Annotated in this window: 20 protein-coding genes; 16 read left to right on the forward strand and 4 right to left on the reverse strand. The window is 72.2% G+C overall.

What is annotated here, in order from left to right:
* Positions 1 to 115: 115 nt before the first annotated feature.
* Positions 116 to 1147: an NADP-dependent oxidoreductase gene (locus ACGWYL_RS04215; protein WP_395486505.1), complete on the reverse strand. Its 1032-nt coding sequence runs from the start codon at positions 1145 to 1147 to the stop codon at positions 116 to 118.
* A gap of 240 nt (positions 1148 to 1387) precedes the next feature.
* On the opposite strand from ACGWYL_RS04215, the gene ACGWYL_RS04220 reads away from it, so the two are divergent.
* The 6 genes from ACGWYL_RS04220 to ACGWYL_RS04245 all read left to right on the forward strand — a co-directional run bounded on the left by ACGWYL_RS04220 (position 1388) and on the right by ACGWYL_RS04245 (position 8297).
* On the forward strand, positions 1388 to 2809 hold the full coding sequence (locus ACGWYL_RS04220) for a hypothetical protein (protein WP_179422494.1): 1422 nt from the start codon (positions 1388 to 1390) through the stop codon (positions 2807 to 2809).
* Positions 2806 to 3663 carry a hypothetical protein gene (locus ACGWYL_RS04225; protein WP_395486506.1) on the forward strand — a complete coding sequence of 286 codons (858 nt, stop codon included), beginning with the start codon at positions 2806 to 2808 and terminating at the stop codon, positions 3661 to 3663. The genes ACGWYL_RS04220 and ACGWYL_RS04225 overlap by 4 nt, the downstream gene beginning before the upstream one ends.
* A gap of 69 nt (positions 3664 to 3732) precedes the next feature.
* Positions 3733 to 4551 (forward strand): DivIVA domain-containing protein, encoded by an 819-nt coding sequence (locus ACGWYL_RS04230; RefSeq protein ID WP_395486507.1) that lies wholly within the window; start codon positions 3733 to 3735, stop codon positions 4549 to 4551.
* Positions 4552 to 4651: 100 nt separating this feature from the next.
* Positions 4652 to 5596 (forward strand): hypothetical protein, encoded by a 945-nt coding sequence (locus tag ACGWYL_RS04235; protein ID WP_395486508.1) that lies wholly within the window; start codon positions 4652 to 4654, stop codon positions 5594 to 5596.
* On the forward strand, positions 5596 to 7044 hold the full coding sequence (locus tag ACGWYL_RS04240) for a DUF1800 domain-containing protein (RefSeq protein ID WP_395486509.1): 1449 nt from the start codon (positions 5596 to 5598) through the stop codon (positions 7042 to 7044). The genes ACGWYL_RS04235 and ACGWYL_RS04240 overlap by 1 nt, the downstream gene beginning before the upstream one ends.
* Positions 7041 to 8297 carry a DUF1501 domain-containing protein gene (locus ACGWYL_RS04245; protein WP_395486510.1) on the forward strand — a complete coding sequence of 419 codons (1257 nt, stop codon included), beginning with the start codon at positions 7041 to 7043 and terminating at the stop codon, positions 8295 to 8297. Before ACGWYL_RS04240 ends, ACGWYL_RS04245 begins: the two co-directional genes overlap by 4 nt.
* A 1-nt stretch (position 8298) precedes the next feature.
* Here the strand turns inward: ACGWYL_RS04245 and ACGWYL_RS04250 are convergent, their stop codons facing one another.
* Complete coding sequence (locus tag ACGWYL_RS04250; RefSeq protein WP_179422482.1) at positions 8299 to 8706, reverse strand: pyridoxamine 5'-phosphate oxidase family protein; 408 nt, start codon at positions 8704 to 8706, stop codon at positions 8299 to 8301.
* A 40-nt stretch (positions 8707 to 8746) separates the two neighbouring features.
* Here ACGWYL_RS04250 and ACGWYL_RS04255 point away from each other — a divergent pair, with 40 nt between their 5' ends.
* The 3 genes from ACGWYL_RS04255 to pgm all read left to right on the forward strand — a co-directional run bounded on the left by ACGWYL_RS04255 (position 8747) and on the right by pgm (position 12021).
* Positions 8747 to 9454 carry a lysoplasmalogenase gene (locus tag ACGWYL_RS04255; protein WP_395486511.1) on the forward strand — a complete coding sequence of 236 codons (708 nt, stop codon included), beginning with the start codon at positions 8747 to 8749 and terminating at the stop codon, positions 9452 to 9454.
* On the forward strand, positions 9451 to 10281 hold the full coding sequence (locus tag ACGWYL_RS04260) for an alpha/beta fold hydrolase (protein WP_395486512.1): 831 nt from the start codon (positions 9451 to 9453) through the stop codon (positions 10279 to 10281). The genes ACGWYL_RS04255 and ACGWYL_RS04260 overlap by 4 nt, the downstream gene beginning before the upstream one ends.
* Positions 10282 to 10383: 102 nt before the next feature.
* On the forward strand, positions 10384 to 12021 hold the full coding sequence (gene pgm / locus ACGWYL_RS04265) for a phosphoglucomutase (alpha-D-glucose-1,6-bisphosphate-dependent) (protein ID WP_269303918.1): 1638 nt from the start codon (positions 10384 to 10386) through the stop codon (positions 12019 to 12021).
* Between the two features lies 1 nt (position 12022).
* On the opposite strand, the gene ACGWYL_RS04270 is transcribed toward pgm, so the two are convergent.
* Positions 12023 to 12787, reverse strand: coding sequence for an exonuclease domain-containing protein (locus tag ACGWYL_RS04270; RefSeq protein WP_395486513.1), 765 nt, complete (start codon positions 12785 to 12787; stop codon positions 12023 to 12025).
* Positions 12780 to 13328 (reverse strand): hypothetical protein, encoded by a 549-nt coding sequence (locus ACGWYL_RS04275; RefSeq protein ID WP_395486514.1) that lies wholly within the window; start codon positions 13326 to 13328, stop codon positions 12780 to 12782. The genes ACGWYL_RS04270 and ACGWYL_RS04275 overlap by 8 nt, the downstream gene beginning before the upstream one ends.
* Before the next feature lie 145 nt (positions 13329 to 13473).
* Between ACGWYL_RS04275 and ACGWYL_RS04280 the strand changes: the two genes are divergently transcribed.
* The 7 genes from ACGWYL_RS04280 to ACGWYL_RS04310 are packed head-to-tail and all read left to right on the forward strand — an operon-like array spanning position 13474 to position 19978.
* Positions 13474 to 16332 (forward strand): Na+/H+ antiporter subunit A, encoded by a 2859-nt coding sequence (locus tag ACGWYL_RS04280; RefSeq protein ID WP_395486515.1) that lies wholly within the window; start codon positions 13474 to 13476, stop codon positions 16330 to 16332.
* Positions 16329 to 16787 carry a Na(+)/H(+) antiporter subunit C gene (locus ACGWYL_RS04285; RefSeq protein WP_179422468.1) on the forward strand — a complete coding sequence of 153 codons (459 nt, stop codon included), beginning with the start codon at positions 16329 to 16331 and terminating at the stop codon, positions 16785 to 16787. The genes ACGWYL_RS04280 and ACGWYL_RS04285 overlap by 4 nt, the downstream gene beginning before the upstream one ends.
* Positions 16784 to 18397: a Na+/H+ antiporter subunit D gene (locus ACGWYL_RS04290; protein ID WP_179422466.1), complete on the forward strand. Its 1614-nt coding sequence runs from the start codon at positions 16784 to 16786 to the stop codon at positions 18395 to 18397. The genes ACGWYL_RS04285 and ACGWYL_RS04290 overlap by 4 nt, the downstream gene beginning before the upstream one ends.
* Positions 18390 to 18947 carry a Na+/H+ antiporter subunit E gene (locus tag ACGWYL_RS04295; protein WP_269303928.1) on the forward strand — a complete coding sequence of 186 codons (558 nt, stop codon included), beginning with the start codon at positions 18390 to 18392 and terminating at the stop codon, positions 18945 to 18947. Before ACGWYL_RS04290 ends, ACGWYL_RS04295 begins: the two co-directional genes overlap by 8 nt.
* Positions 18944 to 19213, forward strand: coding sequence for a monovalent cation/H+ antiporter complex subunit F (locus ACGWYL_RS04300; RefSeq protein ID WP_179422462.1), 270 nt, complete (start codon positions 18944 to 18946; stop codon positions 19211 to 19213). Before ACGWYL_RS04295 ends, ACGWYL_RS04300 begins: the two co-directional genes overlap by 4 nt.
* Positions 19210 to 19539 carry a monovalent cation/H(+) antiporter subunit G gene (mnhG, locus tag ACGWYL_RS04305; protein WP_179422460.1) on the forward strand — a complete coding sequence of 110 codons (330 nt, stop codon included), beginning with the start codon at positions 19210 to 19212 and terminating at the stop codon, positions 19537 to 19539. The genes ACGWYL_RS04300 and mnhG overlap by 4 nt, the downstream gene beginning before the upstream one ends.
* Positions 19540 to 19579: 40 nt before the next feature.
* A complete protein-coding gene (locus ACGWYL_RS04310; protein ID WP_179422458.1) occupies positions 19580 to 19978 on the forward strand; it encodes a phage holin family protein in 399 nt (132 codons plus the stop codon).
* Position 19979 lies beyond the last annotated feature (1 nt).

Below are 19979 nucleotides of genomic sequence, written 5' to 3' on the forward strand. Positions count from 1 at the left end.
CGAGTGGCGCACACCGGATCCCCGAGCGGCGCAGAACCGCCCGCCACTCGGCGAGTGGCGGGCGGAATCGCGCCACTCGCGGTTCAGGCGGGGGCGAGCGGCGGGGCGGAGCGGGTCAGGCGGTGGGGTCCTCGCGAAGGCGGACGATGGCCTTGCCGGTGTTGGCGCCGGTGAGCAGGCCGGCGAAGGCGTCGGGCATCGCGTCGAGGCCGTCCCAGGTGGTCTCGTTGTAGGTGAGGTCGCCGTCGCGGAGCCACTGGCCGACCTTCTGCTCGAACTCGGGGCGCAGGGACTCGTGGTCGCTCACGATGAAGCCGCGCAGCGTGAGGCGCTTGCCCACGGCCTTGAACATGTTGCGCGGACCGCTGGCCTTCGGGTCGTTGTAGCCCGAGATCGAGCCGCACAGCGCCATCCGGCCGCGCTCGTTGATGTGCTCCAGCGCCGCCTCGAGGTGGTCGCCGCCCACGTTGTCGAAGTAGACGTCGAAGCCGTCGGGGAACGCCTGGCCGACCTGGCCCATGACGTCGCCGTCCTTGTAGTTGATCGCGGCGTCGAACTTCAGCTCGTCGGTCAGCAGCGCGACCTTCTCGGCCGAGCCGGCGCTGCCCACCACGCGCTCGGCGCCGGCGAGGCGCGCGAACTGGCCGACGAGGCTGCCCACGGCACCGGCAGCCGCCGACACGAACACCGAGTCGCCGGGCTGGAACGCGGCGACGTCGAACAGGCCCGCGTAGGCCGTGTGGCCGGGCATGCCCAGCACGCCGAGGAAGTACGAGGTCGGCAGGCCGTTGAGGTCGAGCTTCGTCGCGTACTGGTCGGCCAGCACCGCGTGCTCGCGCCAGCCGAGGCCGTGACGGACGACCGTGCCGACGGGCAGGCTCTCGGAGCGCGACTCGACGACGACGCCCACGGCACCGCCGTCGAGCGCGTGGTCGAGCTTGAACGGCGGCACGTACGACTTCACGTCGTTCATCCGCGGGCGCATGTACGGGTCGACCGTCAGCACGATGTTCTCCACCAGCACGTCGCCCTCGCGCAGCTCGCGCAGCTCGCGCTCGACGAAGCGGTAGGTCTCCGGTCCCGGCAGTCCGGTGGGTCGCTGGGCGAGGTGGATCTCGCGGGTCGTGGTGGTCATGCTCGTCCTCACGGTCGGTGGCCGCTGTCGCGGCGGTGGTGCCGGCCGGGTCGAAGCGATCGGCGGGCAGGGCCATCGTAGATGTCGGCGTGGAATCGTGGCCGAGGCCGAGCGGACGGTCGGCGGCGAGGGTCTCGAGCCCACGAATGTCACAAAGCCCCCCGAGTGTTACATGACCTGTGTCTCACCGGCCGAAAAGGGACGTCTCACCCCTCGATCCGCGACGGGGGGCCGTGGAAGACTGGACGGACCATGTCGGCTGATCACACGCAGGGATCCGGGTCGGCCACCGCCCACGCCCGCGGTGTCGCCGACCTGTTGCGCCATGCCCAGGAGGTGGCCGCCGAGCTCGAGGCCTCCGCCGCCGCCGAGGCCGAGCGGATCACCACCGAGGCGCGCCGGCTCGAGGCCGAGGCCCGTCTCCTCTACGACGACGCGCGCCAGGTGCGCGACACCGCCGACGCCCACCTCGTCAACGTCACCGAGCAGCTCGCCCGGGCGTCCGAGGACGCCGCCACGATCGTCGCCGACGCCAGCGAGCAGGCCACCGTGCTGGTCCGCGACGCCGAGCAGCGCCGCGAGGTCGCCGAGCGCGACGCCGAGGCGACCTTCGCCGACGCCCACGAGCGCACCGAGGCCCTGCTCACCGAGGCCGCCGGCGAGGCCGGACGTCTGCTGTCCGAGGCGCACGAGAAGGCCGACCGGCTGGTCCGCGACGCCGAGGCCCGCGCCGCCGCGCTCCTGGCCACCGCCGAGGCCGACAGCGAGCGCCGCACCACCGAGGCCGAGGAGTACGTCGAGCGCATCGTCGCCGAGGCCGACCAGCACACCCTCGAGATCTCGCAGGCCGCGACCCGCAACGCCGAGATGGTGGTCGAGTCCGCCATCGACGAGGCCGATCGCGCCAAGGTCGAGGCCGAGCGCCTGCTGTCCCACGCGCGTCAGGACGCCGACAGCCGCGTCGAGCACGCGCGCGCCGAGTCCGAGCGCACCATCGCCGCCGCCCGCGCCGAGCTCGACGAGACCCGCGCCACGATCGACCTGCTGCTGGGCAACGGACGCCTCGAGTCCGAGCGGATGCGCCAGCAGGGCCACCGCGACGCCGCGTCGGTGCTGCGTCGCACCCGCATCGTGGCCGGCGGGATCGCGGCACGCGTCCGGGCCCGCCTGGCCGACGACATCGCGCAGGCCGAGGAGGCCGCCGCCGACCTCGCGTCGGCCGCCGACGACGTCCTCTCCGACGCCCAGGTGCGCGCCGAGCGCATCCTCGTCGAGGCCGGCCGCGAGGCCACCCGCCTGCGCTCGCAGGCCGAGGCCCTGGCCGAGGCCACCGAGGAGCGCGCGTCGCGCCGCCTCGCCGAGGCCGAGTCCGCCGCCCGCCTGCTGCGCTCGCGCGTGAGCGACGAGGTGCTCACCACCCAGCGCGACGCGCTGCGCGAGAGCAAGGCCCGCCGCGACGAGGCCACGGCCCTGCTCGCCGAGGCCCACGAGCGCGTGGCGCAGGCCCGCCACGAGGCCCGCACCCTGCTCGAGCAGGCTCGCGGCGAGGCCGACGACCTGCTGGCCGCGCGCGATCGTGCCGCCGACGAGCTCGCACGACTCTCCGACGTCATCACGGTGCTCTCGGGCCATGACACCGACCACTCCGGCAACGAGGAGCAGCCACCCGCATGACCGAGTCCACCGCCGACTTCCGCATCGTCCTGCGCGGGTTCGACCCCGTCCAGGTCCAGTCCCGCGTCACCGAGCTCGAGGACGAGATCGAGCGCCTCCGCGCCGTTCCCGAGGCCCCGCCGGTCGACGAGGAGCCGCGGCCGGCCGAGCCCGCCTCCTTCGAGCACCTCGGCGAGCGCGTCGTGCAGATCCTGGCCCTGGCCCGCGAGGAGGCCGCGGCGCTGCGCGAGTCCGCCGCCACCGAGGTCGCCGAGGCGCGCCGCGCCGCCGACGAGGAGATCGCGCGTCTGCGCGAGCACGCCCAGGTACACGCCGACACCACGCGCGGCGACGCCGAGGCCGAGGCGACCCGCACGGTCGAGGACGCCCGCACCACCGCCGCCGACCTGCTCGAGAGCGCCGAGCGCGAGGTGGCCACCCGGCGGCACGAGGCCGAGACGCTGGTCGAGCGCCAGCGCGCGAAGGCCGCCGCCGCCAACGCCGACTTCGAGGTCGCGATGGCCTCGCGCCGCGAGGCCGCCGAGCAGCAGTTCGCCGAGTCCGAGGCCGAGCACCGCTCGCGCCTCGACGAGTTGGAGCGCCGCCTGCAGGAGCAGCACGCGGCCGCCGAGGCCGAGCGTGCCGACGCCGAGCGCGACGCCCGCCGCATCCTCGAGGAGGCCCAGTCCCGCGCGAACGGCCTGGTCCACGACGCCAAGTCCACGGCCGACCGCATCCGGGCCGAGTCCGAACGAGAAGTTGCCGCCGCGATGCAACGACGCGACAGCATCAACGACCAGCTGGCGAACCTGCGCCAGATGCTGAGCACCCTCACCGGGTCGCCGGCCACGCCCCGGGACGACACCACCACGTGACGCGAGACACCAGACCCGTCTGTTGAGGGCCTACGAGGTGCTTGTCCCCTCTGAGACACTGGACCCACCATGAGCAGCCCGAACTCGTCCTTCCGCACCGTCATGCGCGGCTACGACCCCAGCGAGGTCGACGCGCACATCGCCACGCTCAAGGAGCACGCGAAGGCCCTTCGCGAGCAGATCGCCGAGGGCGAGGACCGGCTGGCCGCGGTCACCGAGCCGAACTTCCGGCACCTCGGCGACCGCGTGGGCCAGATCCTCAGCCTCGCCGAGGAGGAGGCGGCCGCGCTGCGCAAGGCCACCGCCAAGGAGGTCGAGACCCAGCGCACCGACGCGAACGACGCGGTCCGCAGGCTGCGCAAGGAGGCCGACGCCTACGACGTCAGCACCCGTCGCGAGGCCGACGAGTACGCCGGCGCCACGCGGCGCGAGGCCGACGAGTACGCCGAGGCCACCCGTCGCGAGGCCGATCTCGAGGCCGACCGCGTGCGCAAGCAGGCGCTCGACGAGGCCGCCAAGGTCACCGAGGCGGCCCAGGCCGAGCTCGACCGCATCACCGCCGAGCACCAGCGGTCGGTCGCGGAGTTCGAGCAGGACCTCGCGGCCCGTCGCGCGAAGGCCGACGCCGAGCAGGCCGAGGCGGCCCGCCTCGACCGCGAGCGTGCCGACGAGGCGCACCGCAAGGCTGCCGCGATCGTCGAGGACGCCAAGGCGGAGGCCGAGCGCGTCCGCCTCGAGTCCGAGCGCGAGGTCGCCGAGATCGAGCGCCGCCGCGAGAGCATCAACGCGCAGCTGACGAACGTCCGCCGCGCGCTGGCGAACCTCACGGGCGAGGCCCCGCAGGAGGAGCAGGGCTCGCTCTTCGAGACCTCCTCCGAGCGCGGCTGACCCGCACCGAGCACGTCACGGCCCGCCCCTGCTGGGGCGGGCCGTTCTCGTTCCACCGACGGACTGTTCTTTCGGCCTGCGGTCAGTCATCATTCTCCCCATGCGTCACTTTCGTCACATCGGAGCCGCGGCTGCCGTCGCGGTCACCGTGACCGCCCTCGCCGGGGGCGCGCTCGTGGTGGCGCAGGAGCGCACGGCGGTCGAACGTCAGTCCGGGACGACGCTGCAGCCGGCCGCGAAGAAGCCCGCGCTGAGGCTCGGCGCCACGCCCCGCAGCCTCGAGCGTGGACAGGTCGTGACGTTCCGCCTGAAGACCTCCACGAAGCACCCGCGGCCGGTGCACCTGCAGCGCTACGACTCGACCCGCAAGGCCTGGCGCACGATCGCGAAGCGCACGGTGCGCGGGAGCGCCTCCATTCGCCTGAAGCCCGGGACCGGCACGTTCACGTACCGCGCGATCGCGCCGCGCGTGAGGCACAGGAGCGGAGGCTCCGCGCACACGCACCGGCTCGCCCGCTCGGGCCAGGTCAAGGTCGCCGTGCGCGCCGTGCAGCGCACCGTGCCGTCGCGGCCCGCCACCCTGACGGCCGAGGAGAGGACGCTCCTCGCCGCCGTGCGCGAGGCCCGCGGCACCTACGCGCGTCCCGCCGTCACGGCCGCCACCGATCGCGGCGCGGAGGCCTGCCTCACGACGTACGCGCGACGTCATGCGGCCTGGATGGCGAGCCTGGGCCGCGCCGCCGATCCGGGCTCCGCGGAGCACCGCGCCGCCGGCCGCAGCCTGCCCGCGAAGGACTGTCCCGGACGTACCGTCTCGGCCGTCACCCGCGCCGTCGGCGGAGCGAGTGCCGCCGACGCGATCCGCACGACGGTCGACGCCTGGCTGTCCTCTCCCTACGGCGAGACCGGCCGCCTGCTGTCGGCCTGCCACGACGCGAGCGGCTTCGAGTACGGGATCGCCTCGACCACGGCCGGCGGGACCCGCTGGCTCACCGTCCTCGTCTCGTCGGACACCGCCGCCACGAAGTCGTCGGGGGTCTGCTGATGGTCGCCCTGCCCGGCACGCAGCCGCGCCTGCCCGAGTACGCGCAGCACCTCGTCCGCCGGTTCACGTACGGCCACAACGGCCGTCTCGAGGCCGACGTCCTGCGGTTCGGATCGGTCGACGCGTGGTTCGAGGCGCAGCTGTCACCCGGCAAGGACGCGACGCTGGCGTGGTTCCCGCACCTGCGCGACTCCCCCGCCACGGCGTGGGAGAACGCGCGCAGCGGCGCCTACGGCGGCTGGCAGTACGGCAACGACCTCGTTCGGTACTCGCTGTGCCGTCGCGTGGTGTCGACGTGGCAGGTGCACGAGGTGATGGTGGACTTCTGGTCCAACCTGCTGCACATCCCGGCCGGCGAGGACTCGAGCTTCCCCTGGCGGATGCACTACGACACGCACGCGATCCGGCCGCATGCCCTGGGCACCTACAAGGCGCTGCTGCGGGCCGCCGTGACCCACCCGTCGATGTCGGGCTACCTGTCCAACCACCGCAACACCAAGGCGCAGATCAACGAGAACCTCGGGCGCGAGCTGCTCGAGCTCTACACCGTCGGGCGCACGGCCGGGTACACCGAGGACGACGTGAAGGACTCGGCCCGCCTGCTCACCGGCTTCACCGTCGCGGTCGGCAAGGACTACGCCGCCGGCTACGACCCGGCCCGCCACCACGTCGGAGCCGTGTCGGTGCTGGGCCAGCGGTTCGAGAACGCGGCGGCGGACGGGCGGCCCCAGCTGGACGCCTACCTCGAGTGGCTCGCGATGCGGCCCGAGACGGCGACGCGCATCGCGCGCCGGCTGTGCGTGCGGTTCATCAGCGACGACCCGCCGCAGAGCGCGGTCGACGCGGTCCGCGCCACGTACCTCGAGTCGGGCTCGGACATCAGGGCGTGCCTGCGCACCCTCGTGCGGCACGACGCATTCCGCGCCTCGGCCTTCCGCAAGGCGCGCACGCCCGTGGAGGACGTGCTGGCCACCCAGCGCGCGTGCGACATCGTGCCCACCGGCGCAGGCTCGGGCAGCCATGTCGACTCGTTCAGCTGGCAGTGCAGCTGGACCGGTCAGGCCCTGTTCTCGTGGCCCCGTCCCGACGGGTTCCCCGAGCAGTCCGACACCTACCTCTCCCCCGCGCGCATGCTGCGGACGTGGACGGTTCACACGTGGATGGCCAGCACGAACGGCACGCTCAAGCAGGCGACCCGTCCGCTCGTGCGCGATCTGATCCCGCCCGTGTGGCCGCTGCCGCTGGAGGACCTCGTGCACCACCAGTCGGTGATGATGACCGGCCGGCGGGCAACCGCCGAGACCGTCGCCGGGGCCGCCACGCTGATCGACCAGCCCGCGACCCACGTCTTCGCGAAGTCCTGGGAGCGCGAGACCGACTACCTCGCCTGGATGCTGACGCTGATCCGGACGGCGATCCTCAACGCGCCGGAGGCGATGCTGCGATGACCGACGGACACGACGCGTCCTGCGCCGACTACGGCGTGACCCGCCGCAACCTGCTGAGGTCGGCCGGCCTGATCGGCATGGCGGGCGTCTCCACGAAGATGTTCGGCGACGTCCTGACGTCCACCGCCTACGGCGCCACGAACGGCAACATCCTGGTCGTCCTCTCGCTGCGCGGCGGGGCCGACGGGATGTCGATGATGGTGCCGCACGCCGAGTCGGCCTACTACGCCGCGCGGCCGAACATCGCGGTGAAGAAGGCCGACCTGCTCCGGCCCGACCACACGTTCGGCCTGCACCCGTCCTTCAAGCCGCTCGAGTCGCTGTGGGACAGCGGACGAATGGCCGCGATCCACGCCGTGGGCCTGCCGACCCCGAACCGCTCGCACTTCGAGGCGATGGAGCTGGTCGAGGACGCCGACCCCGGGTCGTCGGAGCGCATCGGCTGGCTCAACCGCGTCATCGGCTGCTTCATCTCGAACGACGTCTTCGACGGCATCCAGGTGGGCTCCACCGTCATGCCGACCTCGCTCATCGGGCCCGAGCCGTCGTTCGCGACCTCGGACTTCTCCTCGCTCTCGGCGCCGTGGGCCGACCACGCCAGCCTCGGTCCGCGGGTCCGCTCGGTCCTGTCCGCGATGTACCGCGACGCGGGCACCGTCATCGGCAAGGCCGGCCAGGAGGCCCTCGCCCTCGACCGGCGCACCGGCACGATCGCCGCCGAGGAGAAGAAGGGCCCGCAGCACGGCGCCGTCTACCCCGAGCACCACGAGCTCGCGCGCGCCCTGGCCAGCTCGGCCGCGCTCATCCGCGCGGGCGTCGGCGTGCGCGCGATCGCGGTGGACTTCGGCGGCTGGGACCACCACGTCGACATCTCGTGGCGGATCAGCCGGCAGGTCGAGCAGATGTCGAAGTCGATCGCGGCGTTCCTCACCGACCTCGGCCCCGACGCGTCGCGCGTGACGATCGTGACGCTCAGCGAGTTCGGGCGCCGGCTCGGCCAGAACGGCGCGGCGGGTCTCGACCACGGCTACGGCAACGCCGTATTCGCGTTCGGCGCCGGAGTGCGGGGCGGCTACTACGCGAACTGGCCGACGCTCGCCACGGACCGACGGGTCGACGGCGACCTCGCCGTCACCACCGACTACCGCAGCGTGCTGGCCGAGATCCTCGCCGCGCGCTTCCCCGAGGTGGGCGTCGGCACGGTCTTCCCGGGCCTCACGCGCACGACCCTCGGGTTCATGTCGCCGTACTGAGTCAGCCCGGGAACTGGCGCACGCGGCGGCCGCGGACGTCGTCGATCGTGATCGCGATGTGGACGGCCGCGCCCTCGGCGGCGACCCACGAGTTCGGCAGCCGGGTGCCGAACTCCTCGAGCTGCTCCTTCGTGGCCCGCGTGGCCGTTCCGCGCACGACGACGCTCCAGCCGGTCTGGTAGGTGTCGTCGTGGTGGTCCGCCTCCAGGACGAACCGGCGGTCGACGATCGTGGACAGTCCTGAGGTCTCGCTCGTACGGATCAGGATGATGCCGTCGTCGTAGGCGTAGTTGACGGGCAGCAGCTCCAGCTGGTCGCCGGTGTCGAACGCGATCCGCGCGAACCGACCGACCTTCAGCAGCTCACGGCACTCGTCCTGGTCCAACTCCTGGATCGATCCGGTGCTCATGAGTCCATTGTGCACGCGTGACCAGCGTTACGGTGTGGCCATGAACTCGCTCCGCAGCCCCTGGCTCGCCGCGTTCGGCCTCGCCGTCGTGGTGCACCTGGCGCTCGTGCTCGCCGAAGCCCAGCCGTGGGAGAGCATCACCAAGTGCCTCCTCGCCCCCTTGCTCATCGGGTGGGTGATCGAGCAGCAGGGCCCACGGATCCTCGTGCTCGCGCTCGTCCTCTGCCTCGGCGGCGACCTGTTCCTCGAGATCGACGGCCTCTTCCTCGCCGGCATGGCGTCCTTCGCGGCGGCGCACGTGTGCTTCGTGACGTTCTTCGTCCGCCGCGGCGCCCTCGACGTGCTGCGCCGCCGGGCGTGGATCCCGCTCGCGCTCGCGGTCGCCGCGGTCACGCTGCTGGCGTGGGTCTGGTCCGGGCTGGACGCCGAGCTGCGGGTGCCGGTGCTCGTCTACGCACTGCTGCTGTCCTCCACCGCGGCCACGGCCCTGGCGGTCGACCTGCGGGCCGGGATCGGTGCCCTGCTCTTCCTGTTCAGCGACGGCCTCATCGCGGCACGCATCGCCGACCGGGTGCCCGAGGAGTCGGCGTTCGGTAACTTCGTCGTCATGCTGACCTACGCGCTGGCGCTGTTCTTCCTGACGACCGCGATCGTGCAGAAGGAGGCCCGCAGCCGGGCCGCCACCACGGGGCTCGATGCGACGCGGCCCACGGACTGCTGGCCGAAGCTGCCGACGGGGACCGCGTGAGCACCGTCGAGGCCTCGGGCCTGGCCTTCGACGTCGACCTGTTCGGACCCGAGGACGGCACGCCTGTCGTGCTGCTGCACGGCTGGCCGCAGGACCGCCGCTCGTGGCGTGGTGTCGCCGAGCGCCTCGCGGACGAGGGGCTGCGCGTCATCGTGCCCGACCAGCGCGGCTACAGCCCGACCGCGCGCCCGGAGGGCGTGGAGAACTACGACGCCGACGTGCTGGCCGACGACGTCGTCGCGATCGCGGCGGCCCTCGGGCACGACCGGTTCCACCTCGTCGGCCACGACTGGGGCGCGGCCGTCTCGTGGGTCGTGGCCACGCGTCACGCCGCCCACGTGCTGACGCTCACCGCGGTCTCGGTGCCGCACCTGGCCGCCTACAACGAGGCCCTGGCCGGCGACCCCGACCAGCAGGAGCGTGGCGCCTACATCGGCCTGCTGCGTCGTCCCGGCAAGGCCGAGACGGTCCTGCTGGAGGACGACGGGGCACGACTGCGCGCGATGTACGGCGGCGATGTTCCGCCCGAGGACGAGGACGCCTACGTCGAGAGGCTGTCCGAGCCGGGCGCGCTGACGGCGACGCTGAACTGGTACCGCGCCATGACCCCCGCGCTCTCGGCGACGCCCTCGGTCACGGTGCCGACGACGTTCGTCTGGGGCGCCACCGACCTCGCGATCGGCCGCTACGGCGCCGAGCGCTGCGGCGACCACGTCACCGGCGACTACCGCTTCGTCGAGGTCGACAGCGGCCACTGGCTCCCCGACACGCACCCCGACCTGCTCGCCTCCGAGATCCTCGACCGGGTCCGCAGTTTCCCCGCTTAAGTGGGTTTTCTGTCACTTCACGAGGTTTGCAAACCTCGTGAAGTGACAGTTTCCCCGCTTGACCGGGGAAACTGTCAGCGCCGGAAACGGCATGATGGGCGCATGACGGAGCGCGCAGGACAACCGGCCGTGGCGGAGGACCTCGTCGACCTGGCCCATCTCGTGACCGCGTACTACACGCTGCGGCCGGACCCCGGCGTGGTGGAGCAGCGGGTGGCGTTCGGCACCAGCGGGCACCGCGGCTCGAGCCTCGACACCGCGTTCAACGAGGACCACATCGCGGCGACGACGCAGGCGATCTGCGACTACCGGAGCCACGAGGGCATCACCGGTCCGCTCTTCATCGGCCGCGACACGCACGCGCTGTCCGAGCCCGCCTGGGCGACGGCGCTCGAGGTGCTGGTCGGCAACGACGTCGAGGTCCTGGTGGACGCGCGCGACGGCTACACGCCCACACCCGCCGTCTCGCACGCGATCCTGCGCGCCAACCGCGGCCGCACCACCGGCCTGGCCGACGGCATCGTCGTCACGCCGTCGCACAACCCGCCCGCTGACGGCGGCTTCAAGTACAACCCGCCCCACGGCGGACCGGCGGGCAGCGACGCCACGTCGGTCATCGCCGACCGCGCCAACGAGCTCATCGCGGCCGGCCTCGGCGGCGTCCGGCGTGTGCCGTTCACGCGGGCGCGCGCCGCGTGCCGGCCCTACGACTACCTCGGCACGTACGTCGACGACCTGCCTCACGTGATCGACGTCGAGGCCATCGCGGCCGCGGGCGTGCGCATCGGCGCCGACCCGCTCGGCGGCGCCAGCGTGGCCTACTGGGCCGAGATCGCCGACCGGCACGGCCTCGACCTCACCGTGGTCAACCCCCTCGTCGACGGGACGTTCCGGTTCATGACGCTGGACTGGGACACCAAGATCCGCATGGACTGCTCGTCACCGCACGCGATGGCGTCGCTCATCGAGCAGCGTGACCGCTTCGACGTCGCCACCGGCAACGACGCCGACGCCGACCGCCACGGCATCGTCACGCCCGACGCCGGCCTGATGAACCCCAACCACTTCCTCGCCGTGGCGATCGCCCACCTCTTCGGCGGTGCGCGGCCCGACTGGCCCGCCGGCGCCCAGATCGGCAAGACCCTCGTGTCGTCCTCGATGATCGACCGCGTGGCCGAGCAGGTGGGCCGCCCGCTCGTCGAGGTCCCGGTGGGCTTCAAGTGGTTCGTGCCCGGCCTGATCGACGGCTCGTTCGGGTTCGGCGGCGAGGAGTCGGCCGGCGCGTCGTTCCTGCGCCGCGACGGCGGCGTGTGGACCACCGACAAGGACGGCATCACCGCCGCGCTGCTGGCGTCGGAGATCATCGCCACCACCGGGAAGACCCCCAGCCAGCTCTACGGCGAGCTGGTGGAGCGCCACGGCGACCCGGCCTACGCCCGCGTGGACGCCCCCGCCGACCGGCAGCAGAAGGCGCGCCTGGGCAGCCTGAGCGCCGACGACGTGACCGCGACCGAGCTCGCGGGCGAGCCGATCACCGCGGTGCTGACCGAGGCGCCGGGCAACGGCGCCGCGATCGGCGGCCTCAAGGTGACGACGGAGTCGGCGTGGTTCGCCGCCCGCCCCTCGGGCACCGAGGACGTCTACAAGATCTACGCGGAGTCGTTCCGCGGACCCGACCACCTGGCCGAGGTACAGGCCGCGGCGAAGTCGGTGGTCGACGCGGCGCTGGCGTCGGACTGAGTCAGGCGAACGGCCAGTCGAGGCCGGGGATGGTCAGGCCGCGACCCAGCTCGTGGGCGCGCTTGTTCCAGTCCATCGTCCGGGCGGCGATCCAGTAGCGCTGCTGCGCCATGAGCATCGTGAGGCTGGAGCCGACGATCTCGGGGTAGGCCGTGCCCATCGTGATCGCGATCTCGCGCGCCGCGCGGGCGTCGTGGGCCGCGTCGTGCGCCTTGTCGAGCCGGACGCCGTAGTGCGAGGCGACGTCGGACAGGCGGCGCTGGCCGTCGCGGTCGCGGTCGACGCCCCAGTCGATGACGAACGGGTCGACCACGAGGAGGCGGTCCCAGTCGGGCTGGTCCAGCCCATGGCGCTCGGCCTCGGCACGCAGCAGCGTGAGGTCGAACGAGGCGTTGTAGACGACCAGGCCGATGCGGCGCTGGACGAGGTCGTGGACCCACGCCAGCACGGGACGCAGCGCCTGCGCGGACATCGGCGCGCGCGCCAGGTCGGACGCGGTGATGCCGTGGATGTCGGCCGAGGACTCGGGGATCGGCACCCCGGGGTTGACCATGCCCATGAGGTCGCCGCCCACGTCGGACAGCGCGGCGAAGCTGAGGATCCGGTCGGCGCGCGGATCGATGCCGGTGGTCTCGAAGTCGAGCGAGGCGAGCGGCCGGCGGTACCAGGCGTTCGGGTCCTCGCGCGGAGGCAGGACGTTCTTGGCGCGCCGTCCCGGGCCGGGACGATCCGGCTCAGACGTGGGGCGGGCGGACGCTTCAGGCATGGGGCGGTTCCTCTCGGTGCTCATCGTTCGACTCGTCCGTCCCCGCGCGCGTGTCCGCGTCCCGTTCCCTCAACCGTCCTTCGAGCTCGGAGACCTTGGACTTGCGCCGCCGAGCCGAGGCCAGTGTGCCGACCAGGGCCAAGGACGCGAGCACGCCCGCGATGGCCCCGAACAGCGTCGCCCACTGGAATCCGGGAGCCTCGTTCACCAGGGTGATCCAGCCCGCGTCCGACGCGCTGTTGTCGCCCAGGCTGATCGACAGCGTCAGCCAGTTGGGCGCGGCCAGCGTGACCGCCACGAGGACCACCGCGATCTTCCACGGCCACTTCAGGAACGGGCGTCGCACCTGCCACACGACGAGCACCGGGAGGAAGCTGAAGACGAAGCCGTAGAACAGACCCCAGAAGATGCCGACGGTCATCCGTCCGTCGACCTGGTTGCCCACGCGCTGGGCCCACCAGCGCGGCAGTGCCGCGGCCAGCAGACCGTAGACGACGAGGGCGACCACCACGAGCACGAGCACCACGACGATGCGTCGCACCCAGATCTCTGCCCCGGTCCGAGACCCGGGACCTTCCGATGACAGACCTGCGGAACGGGAGTTCGCGGGGTCGGCCATGGCGCCCATTCTGACACTCCTGCCGGACAGTTCACAGGGGGCCACCCGCTAGGGTTGACCCGAGCCCATGGTCTTCCTCGTCACGCTGCACTTTCTCGTTGCAGCGACCTCCCCTGCGCTCGTCCGCATGCTGGATCGCCAGGCGTTCCTGGTGCTCGCGCTCGTCCCCGCGGCCTCGTTCGTGTGGCTCCTGGGACCCGTCAGCCGGGCCACCACCGACGGCGAGGCCACGTACGAGCACTGGGCCTGGATCCCGCAGATCGGGCTCGACATCGACTTCGGCGTCAACGCGCTCAGCGGCATCGTGGCGCTGCTCGTCACGGGCGTCGGCGCCCTCGTGCTGGTCTACTGCGCCTGGTACTTCCGCCCCAAGGACTCCGAGATCTGGCGGTTCTCGGGCGTCCTCACCGGCTTCGCCGGCGCGATGCTCGGACTGGTCCTGGCCGACAACGTCTACGTGCTCTACGTGTTCTGGGAGCTCACGACGGTCCTGTCGTTCCTGCTCATCGGCCACAACCCCGAGCGCCGCGCCAACCGTCGAGCCGCGCTCAACGCCCTCATCGTCACGACCTTCGGCGGCCTGGCCATGCTCGTGGGCCTCATCGGCCTGCACCTGCTGAGCGGCACTCCGCGGATCAGCGCGATCCTGGCCGACCCGCCCGCCGCCGGGACCGCCGTCACGGCCTCGATCGCCCTCGTGCTGGTCGGCGCCCTGTCGAAGTCGGCGCTGCTGCCGTTCCACTTCTGGCTGCCCGGCGCGATGGCGGCGCCCACCCCGGTCAGCGCCTACCTGCACGCCGCGGCGATGGTGAAGGCCGGCATCTACCTCGTCGCGCTGCTGGCCCCCGTGTTCGCCGAGACGCCCGGCTGGCGCCCGGTGCTCATCGGCTTCGGCATCGCCACGATGCTGCTCGGCGGCCTGCGCGCGCTGCGCCAGTACGACGTCAAGCTGCTGCTCGCCTACGGCACGGTCAGCCAGCTGGGCTTCCTCATGGCGGTCGTCGGTGCGGGCACCCGCTCGGCGGCGTTCGCCGGGCTCGCGCTGCTGTGCGCGCACGGCCTGTTCAAGTCGGCGCTGTTCCTCGTGGTCGGCGTGATCGACCGCTCCGTCGGCACCCGCGACCTCCGCGAGCTCTCGGGACTGCGCCGGGCGCGCCCCCTCCTCTTCGCCACCACCGTCGTCGCCACCGCCTCGATGGCCGGTCTGCCCGTCCTGTTCGGCTTCACCGCCAAGGAGGCCGCGCTCGCCGCGTTCGTCGACCTCGGCGAGGACCTCGGCCACCCCGGTTGGGGCCTGGCCGCCCTCGTCGGCATCGTGCTCGGCTCGATCCTCACGGTCGCCTACAGCGCGCGCTTCGTGTGGGGCACCTTCGCCGACAAGCCGGGCGTCGAGCCCTGCACCCCGCGTGACTTCTCGGTCTGGTTCACCGTCGTGCCGGCCACGCTGGCCGCGCTCAGCCTCGTCGCCGGCCTCGCGGGCCCGTTCCTGACCCCGCGCCTGGCGACGTACTCCGACCAGTTCCCCGAGGGCGCCCACGAGGCCGTCCTCACGCTCTGGCACGGCTTCACGCCGGCGCTGTGGCTCTCGGTCCTGGCCATCGCCGCGGGCGTCGCGCTGTTCGTGTGGCGGCGCCCCGTCGCCGCGACCCAGCACGCGATCGTCGACCGGCTGCCGTTCCCCGACGCCGAGCGGGCCTACCAGGGCGTCATGCGCGGGATCGACCGCCTGGCCGTCGAGGTCACCGGTCGCACCCAGCGAGGCTCGCTGCCGGTCTACCTCGGCATCATCCTGGTCACCCTCGTGATCGTCCCCGGCATCGCGCTGTGGCGCGCCTGGGAGACGCCCGACGTGCGCCTCTCGGACAACCCGCTGCAGATCGTCGTCGGCATCGTCATGGTGGCCGCCGCGATCCTCACGGTGCGCTCGCGCCGCCGCCTGCGCGCCGTGCTGCTGCTCGGCGTCACCGGCTACGGCACGGCGATCCTGTTCGTCGCGCACGGCGCCCCCGACCTCGCCCTCACCCAGGTGCTCGTCGAGACGTTCCTGCTGGTCACGTTCGTGCTCGTCCTGCGCCGCCTCCCCCCGTTCTTCAGCGACCGCCCGTTCAACGTCGCCCGCTGGTGGCGCGTCGGCCTGGGCACCGCCACCGGCATCACGGTGGCCGGCTTCGCGTTCATGGCCACCAACGCCCGCCAGTCCACGCCGATCTCTGCTGGTTGGGCCGAGCCCGCCTACGAGTACGGCGGCGGCAAGAACATCGTCAACGTCGCCCTCGTGGACATCCGCGCGTGGGACACGATCGGCGAGCTCAGCGTCCTGGTCGTCGCGGCCACCGGCATCGCGAGCCTCATCTTCCTGCTGACCGACCGCTCGATGCGCCAGATCCGCCCGAAGCGCATCGTCACGGTGGACTCCAACGCCTGGCTGGCGGCCAACCTGCACGACCAGCGCCGCTCGATCGTGTTCGAGATCATCACCCGCCTGATCTTCCACACGGTGATCCTGTTCTCGATCTACCTCATGATCTCGGGCCACAACTCCCCCGGCGGCGGCTTCGCCGGCGGCCTCATCGCGGGCCTGGCCCTGATGATCCGCTACCTCGCCGGCGGCCGCGAGGAGCTCGACAACGCCGCCCCCGTCGACGCCGGGTTCGTGCTGGGCCTCGGCCTGGCCACCGCCGCCCTCTCGGGCCTGCTGCCCACGCTGCTGGGCGGCGGCGTCCTGCAGAGCGCGATCGTCGACATCCCGCTGCCGCTGCTCGGGGAGCTGCACCTGGTGACCTCGGTGTTCTTCGACATCGGCGTCTACCTCGTCGTGGTCGGCCTGTCGCTCGACGTGCTGCGCAGCCTCGGCAGCGGCATCGACGCCCAGATCGACGACGAGAACGACGCGGCCGAGGTCGCGACCAGCGAGGTGGCGCGATGACCGCGAACCTGATCCTGATCATCGTCGTGGGCGTGATGGTGGCCTGCGGCACCACGCTCGTGCTCGAGCGCAGCCTGACCCGCATCCTCGTGGGCTTCGTGCTGATCGGCAACGGCCTCAACGTCATGTTCCTCGTGGTCTCCGGTCCCGCCGGCGCCGCGCCCATCCTCGGCCTCTCGGGCGACCCGATGGCCGATCCCCTCCCGCAGGCCATGGCGCTGACCGCCATCGTCATCACCCTCGGCACCACCGCCTTCGGGCTCGCACTGGCGTACCGCGCCTGGCAGCTCACCGGCACCGACGACGTCCAGGACGACCTCGAGGACGACCTGATCCGCCGCCGCGCCGAGACCGACCAGGTCTCGGCCACCTTCGACGAGGCCGACAGCGAGCTGCCCGACGAGGGCTACGCGGGCGACGCCACCCTCGAGCCCGGTGACGAGGTGCCCCGATGAACGACCTGCTCGACCAGCTCGTCCTGGCCCCGGTGATCCTGCCGCTGCTGGGCGCGGGCCTGTGCCTGGCGTTCGGCCGCTTCGCCGCGCCCCAGCGCATCATCAGCATCATCACGCTGCTGGCCGTCGTGGCGTCCGCCGCCGTGCTGCTGGTGCGCGCCGACCGGCACGGACCCCAGTCCTTCAACGTGGGCGGCTGGCCGGCCGAGCTCGGCATCAGCCTCGTGGCCGACCGGCTCAGCTCGCTGCTGCTGCTGATCTCCACCCTCGTCACGCTGTGCGTGCTGCTGTACTCGATCGGCCAGGGCATCGTCGAGTACGGCCGAGACTCACCGCTGTCGGTCTTCTACCCCACGTTCCTGGTGCTGAGCGCCGGCGTCTCCAACGCCTTCCTCTCGGCCGACCTGTTCAACCTGTTCGTGGGCTTCGAGATCCTGCTCGCCTCGTCCTACGTGCTCATCACGCTCGGCGGCACCGAGGCCCGCGTGCGATCGGGCACGATCTACATCATCGTCAGCCTGGCGTCGTCGGCGCTGTTCCTCATCGCCATCGCGTCGGTCTACGCGGCCACGGGCACCGTGAACTTCGCCCAGCTGGCGCTGCGCCTCCCCGAGCTGCCCGATGCCACCGCCACGATGCTGCAGCTCATGCTGCTGCTGACGTTCGCGGTGAAGGCGGCCGTCTTCCCGCTGTCGGCCTGGCTGCCCGACTCCTACCCCACCGCGCCCGCCCCGGTCACGGCGGTGTTCGCCGGCCTGCTGACCAAGGTGGGCGTCTACGCCATCTTGCGCACCCAGACCCTGATGTTCCCCACCCACGAGCTGCGCACGATGCTGCTGTGGGCCTCCATCCTCACGATGGTGGTCGGCATCCTGGGCGCCGTCGCGCAGTCGGACATCAAACGTGTCCTGTCGTTCACGCTGGTCAGCCACATCGGCTTCATGCTCTTCGGCATCGCGCTGGGCACCGAGCTCGGCGTCGCCGGAGCGATCTTCTACATCGTCCACCACATCACCGTGCAGACCACGCTGTTCCTCGTGGCCGGACTGGTGGAGTACAGATCGGGCACGACCAACCTCGACCGGCTCGGCGGCCTCGCCCGCCTGGCGCCGGTCCTGGCCGTGATGTTCTTCGTCCCGGCGATGAACCTGGCCGGCATCCCGCCGTTCTCGGGCTTCCTGGGCAAGCTGGCGCTGCTCGAGGCCGGCGTCGACGAGGCCGACTGGCTCGCGCTCGTCGCCGTGGCCGCCTCGGTCATCACCAGCCTGCTGACCCTCTACGCGGTCGCCAAGATCTGGAACCGCGCCTTCTGGCAGCCGGCCGGCGACCCCGAGGACGACACCCCCGTGCCGTTCGACCCGCAGGTCCAGGGTGGCTCGCTGCACGGCCGCAGCGGCGTCTCCACCGCCACCCAGCGCGAGACCACGTGGAAGACCGACACCGAGGGCGAGCGACTGCCCTCCCGGATGGCGGTGCCCACGATCGCGCTCGGCCTCGTCACCGTCGCGCTGACCGTGTTCGCCGCTCCGCTGTTCTCGGTGGCCGAGCGCGCCGCCGACGAGCTCCACGAGCGCACCCCCTACATCGAGGCGGTGCTCGGCGATGGCTGACCGCACCCGGGGGCTGCACCTGTGGCACCTGCCCGTCATCGCGTGGCTGACGATCGTCTGGCTGCTGCTGTGGGGCGAGGTCACCCGGATCAACCTCGTCGGCGGACTGCTCGTCAGCGCGATCATCGTGCTGGTGTTCCCGTTCCCGCGGGTGTCGGTCGAGGCGAAGGTCCGGCCCTGGGCCACGATCGTGCTGCTGTCGCGCTTCCTGGCCGACCTCGCGGTCGCCAGCTTCGGCGTCGCTTGGCTGGCCGTGCGGCCGAAGGACCCGCCGCCCAGTGCGGTGCTCGAGATCAAGCTGGTGAGCGGCTCCGAGCTGCGCCAGACCCTGACCGGCGAGCTCATCTCCCTGGTGCCCGGCTCGCTGCTCATCGAGCTCGACTCCGAGGGCCACCGCCTGTGGCTGCACGTGCTCGACGCCGGCACGCCCGAGCGCATCGCCGAGGCTCGCCGCAAGGCCCGGATGCAGGAGCACCGACTGCTGAGGGCGATCGGCACCGATGCCGAGGTCGCCGAGAGCGAACGACGACTCCGGGAGGACGCCGCATGACCGTCGTGGGAATCGTCTGTGCCGTGCTGCTGGGCCTCACCGGCCTGCTGTGCCTGGTGCGCATCGTGCGCGGCCCGACCATGCTCGACCGCACCGTCGCGGCCGACGTCTTCGTCGCGGCCTGCGTGGGCGCGATCGGCGTCGAGGCCGCGATCGGCCGTCACAACACCACGCTGCCGATCCTCGTCGCGCTGGCCCTGGTGGCCTTCCTGGGCTCGGTCAGCATCGCGCGGTACGCCGCGCAGTCCGCAGGAGGTGGCCAGTGAGCTGGGGCCTGATCGTCGACATCCTCTCGGGCACCTGCCTGGTGCTGGGGGCAGCGTTCGCGTTCGTCGCCGCGGTCGGCGTCGTGCGCTTCCCCGACGTGCTCACCCGCATGCACGCCGCCACGAAGCCGCAGACCTTCGGCCTGCTGCTCATCCTGGCCGGGCTCGCGCTGCGGATCGAGAGCCTGAGCGACCTGACCCTGGTGGTCGTCGTGGCCCTGTTCCAGCTGCTGACGGCGCCCGTCTCGGCGCACATGGTCGGACGCGCCGCATTCCGCGCCGACCAGGTCGACCGCGACCGGCTCGTGGTGGACGAGGGCGACTGACCCTCTGGGCAGCGCCCCTCGCGCGCCCTAGAGTGCGGGCATGATCCGATTGCTCATCCGCGCGGCCATCAACCTGGTCTCCGCCGCCATCGGCCTGCTCGTGGCCAACGCCGTGCTGGACGACCTCGAGGTCACCGCCTCCGGCTTCGTCCTCACCGTCGTCATCTTCGCGCTGGCCCAGGCAATCCTGGCACCGTTCATCCTCGTGGTCGTGAAGCGCAACGCCGAGGCGTTCCTCGGCGGCGTCGGCATCGTGTCCACCCTCGTGGCGCTGTGGGTGGCGAGCCTGTTCGGCGACGCACTGACGATCTCGGGCCTGGCCACCTGGCTCATCGCCGCGGTGATCGTGTGGCTCGCGGCTGCTCTCGCGTCGTTCCTGCTGCCGTTCATCCTCGTCAAGGCCGGCGTGGAGAACGCGCGCGAGCGCCGCGGCGCCTGAG

Origin of the sequence: Aeromicrobium sp. JJY06 (assembly GCF_044069275.1) — a bacterium.
GTDB lineage: Bacteria > Actinomycetota > Actinomycetes > Propionibacteriales > Nocardioidaceae > Aeromicrobium > Aeromicrobium tamlense.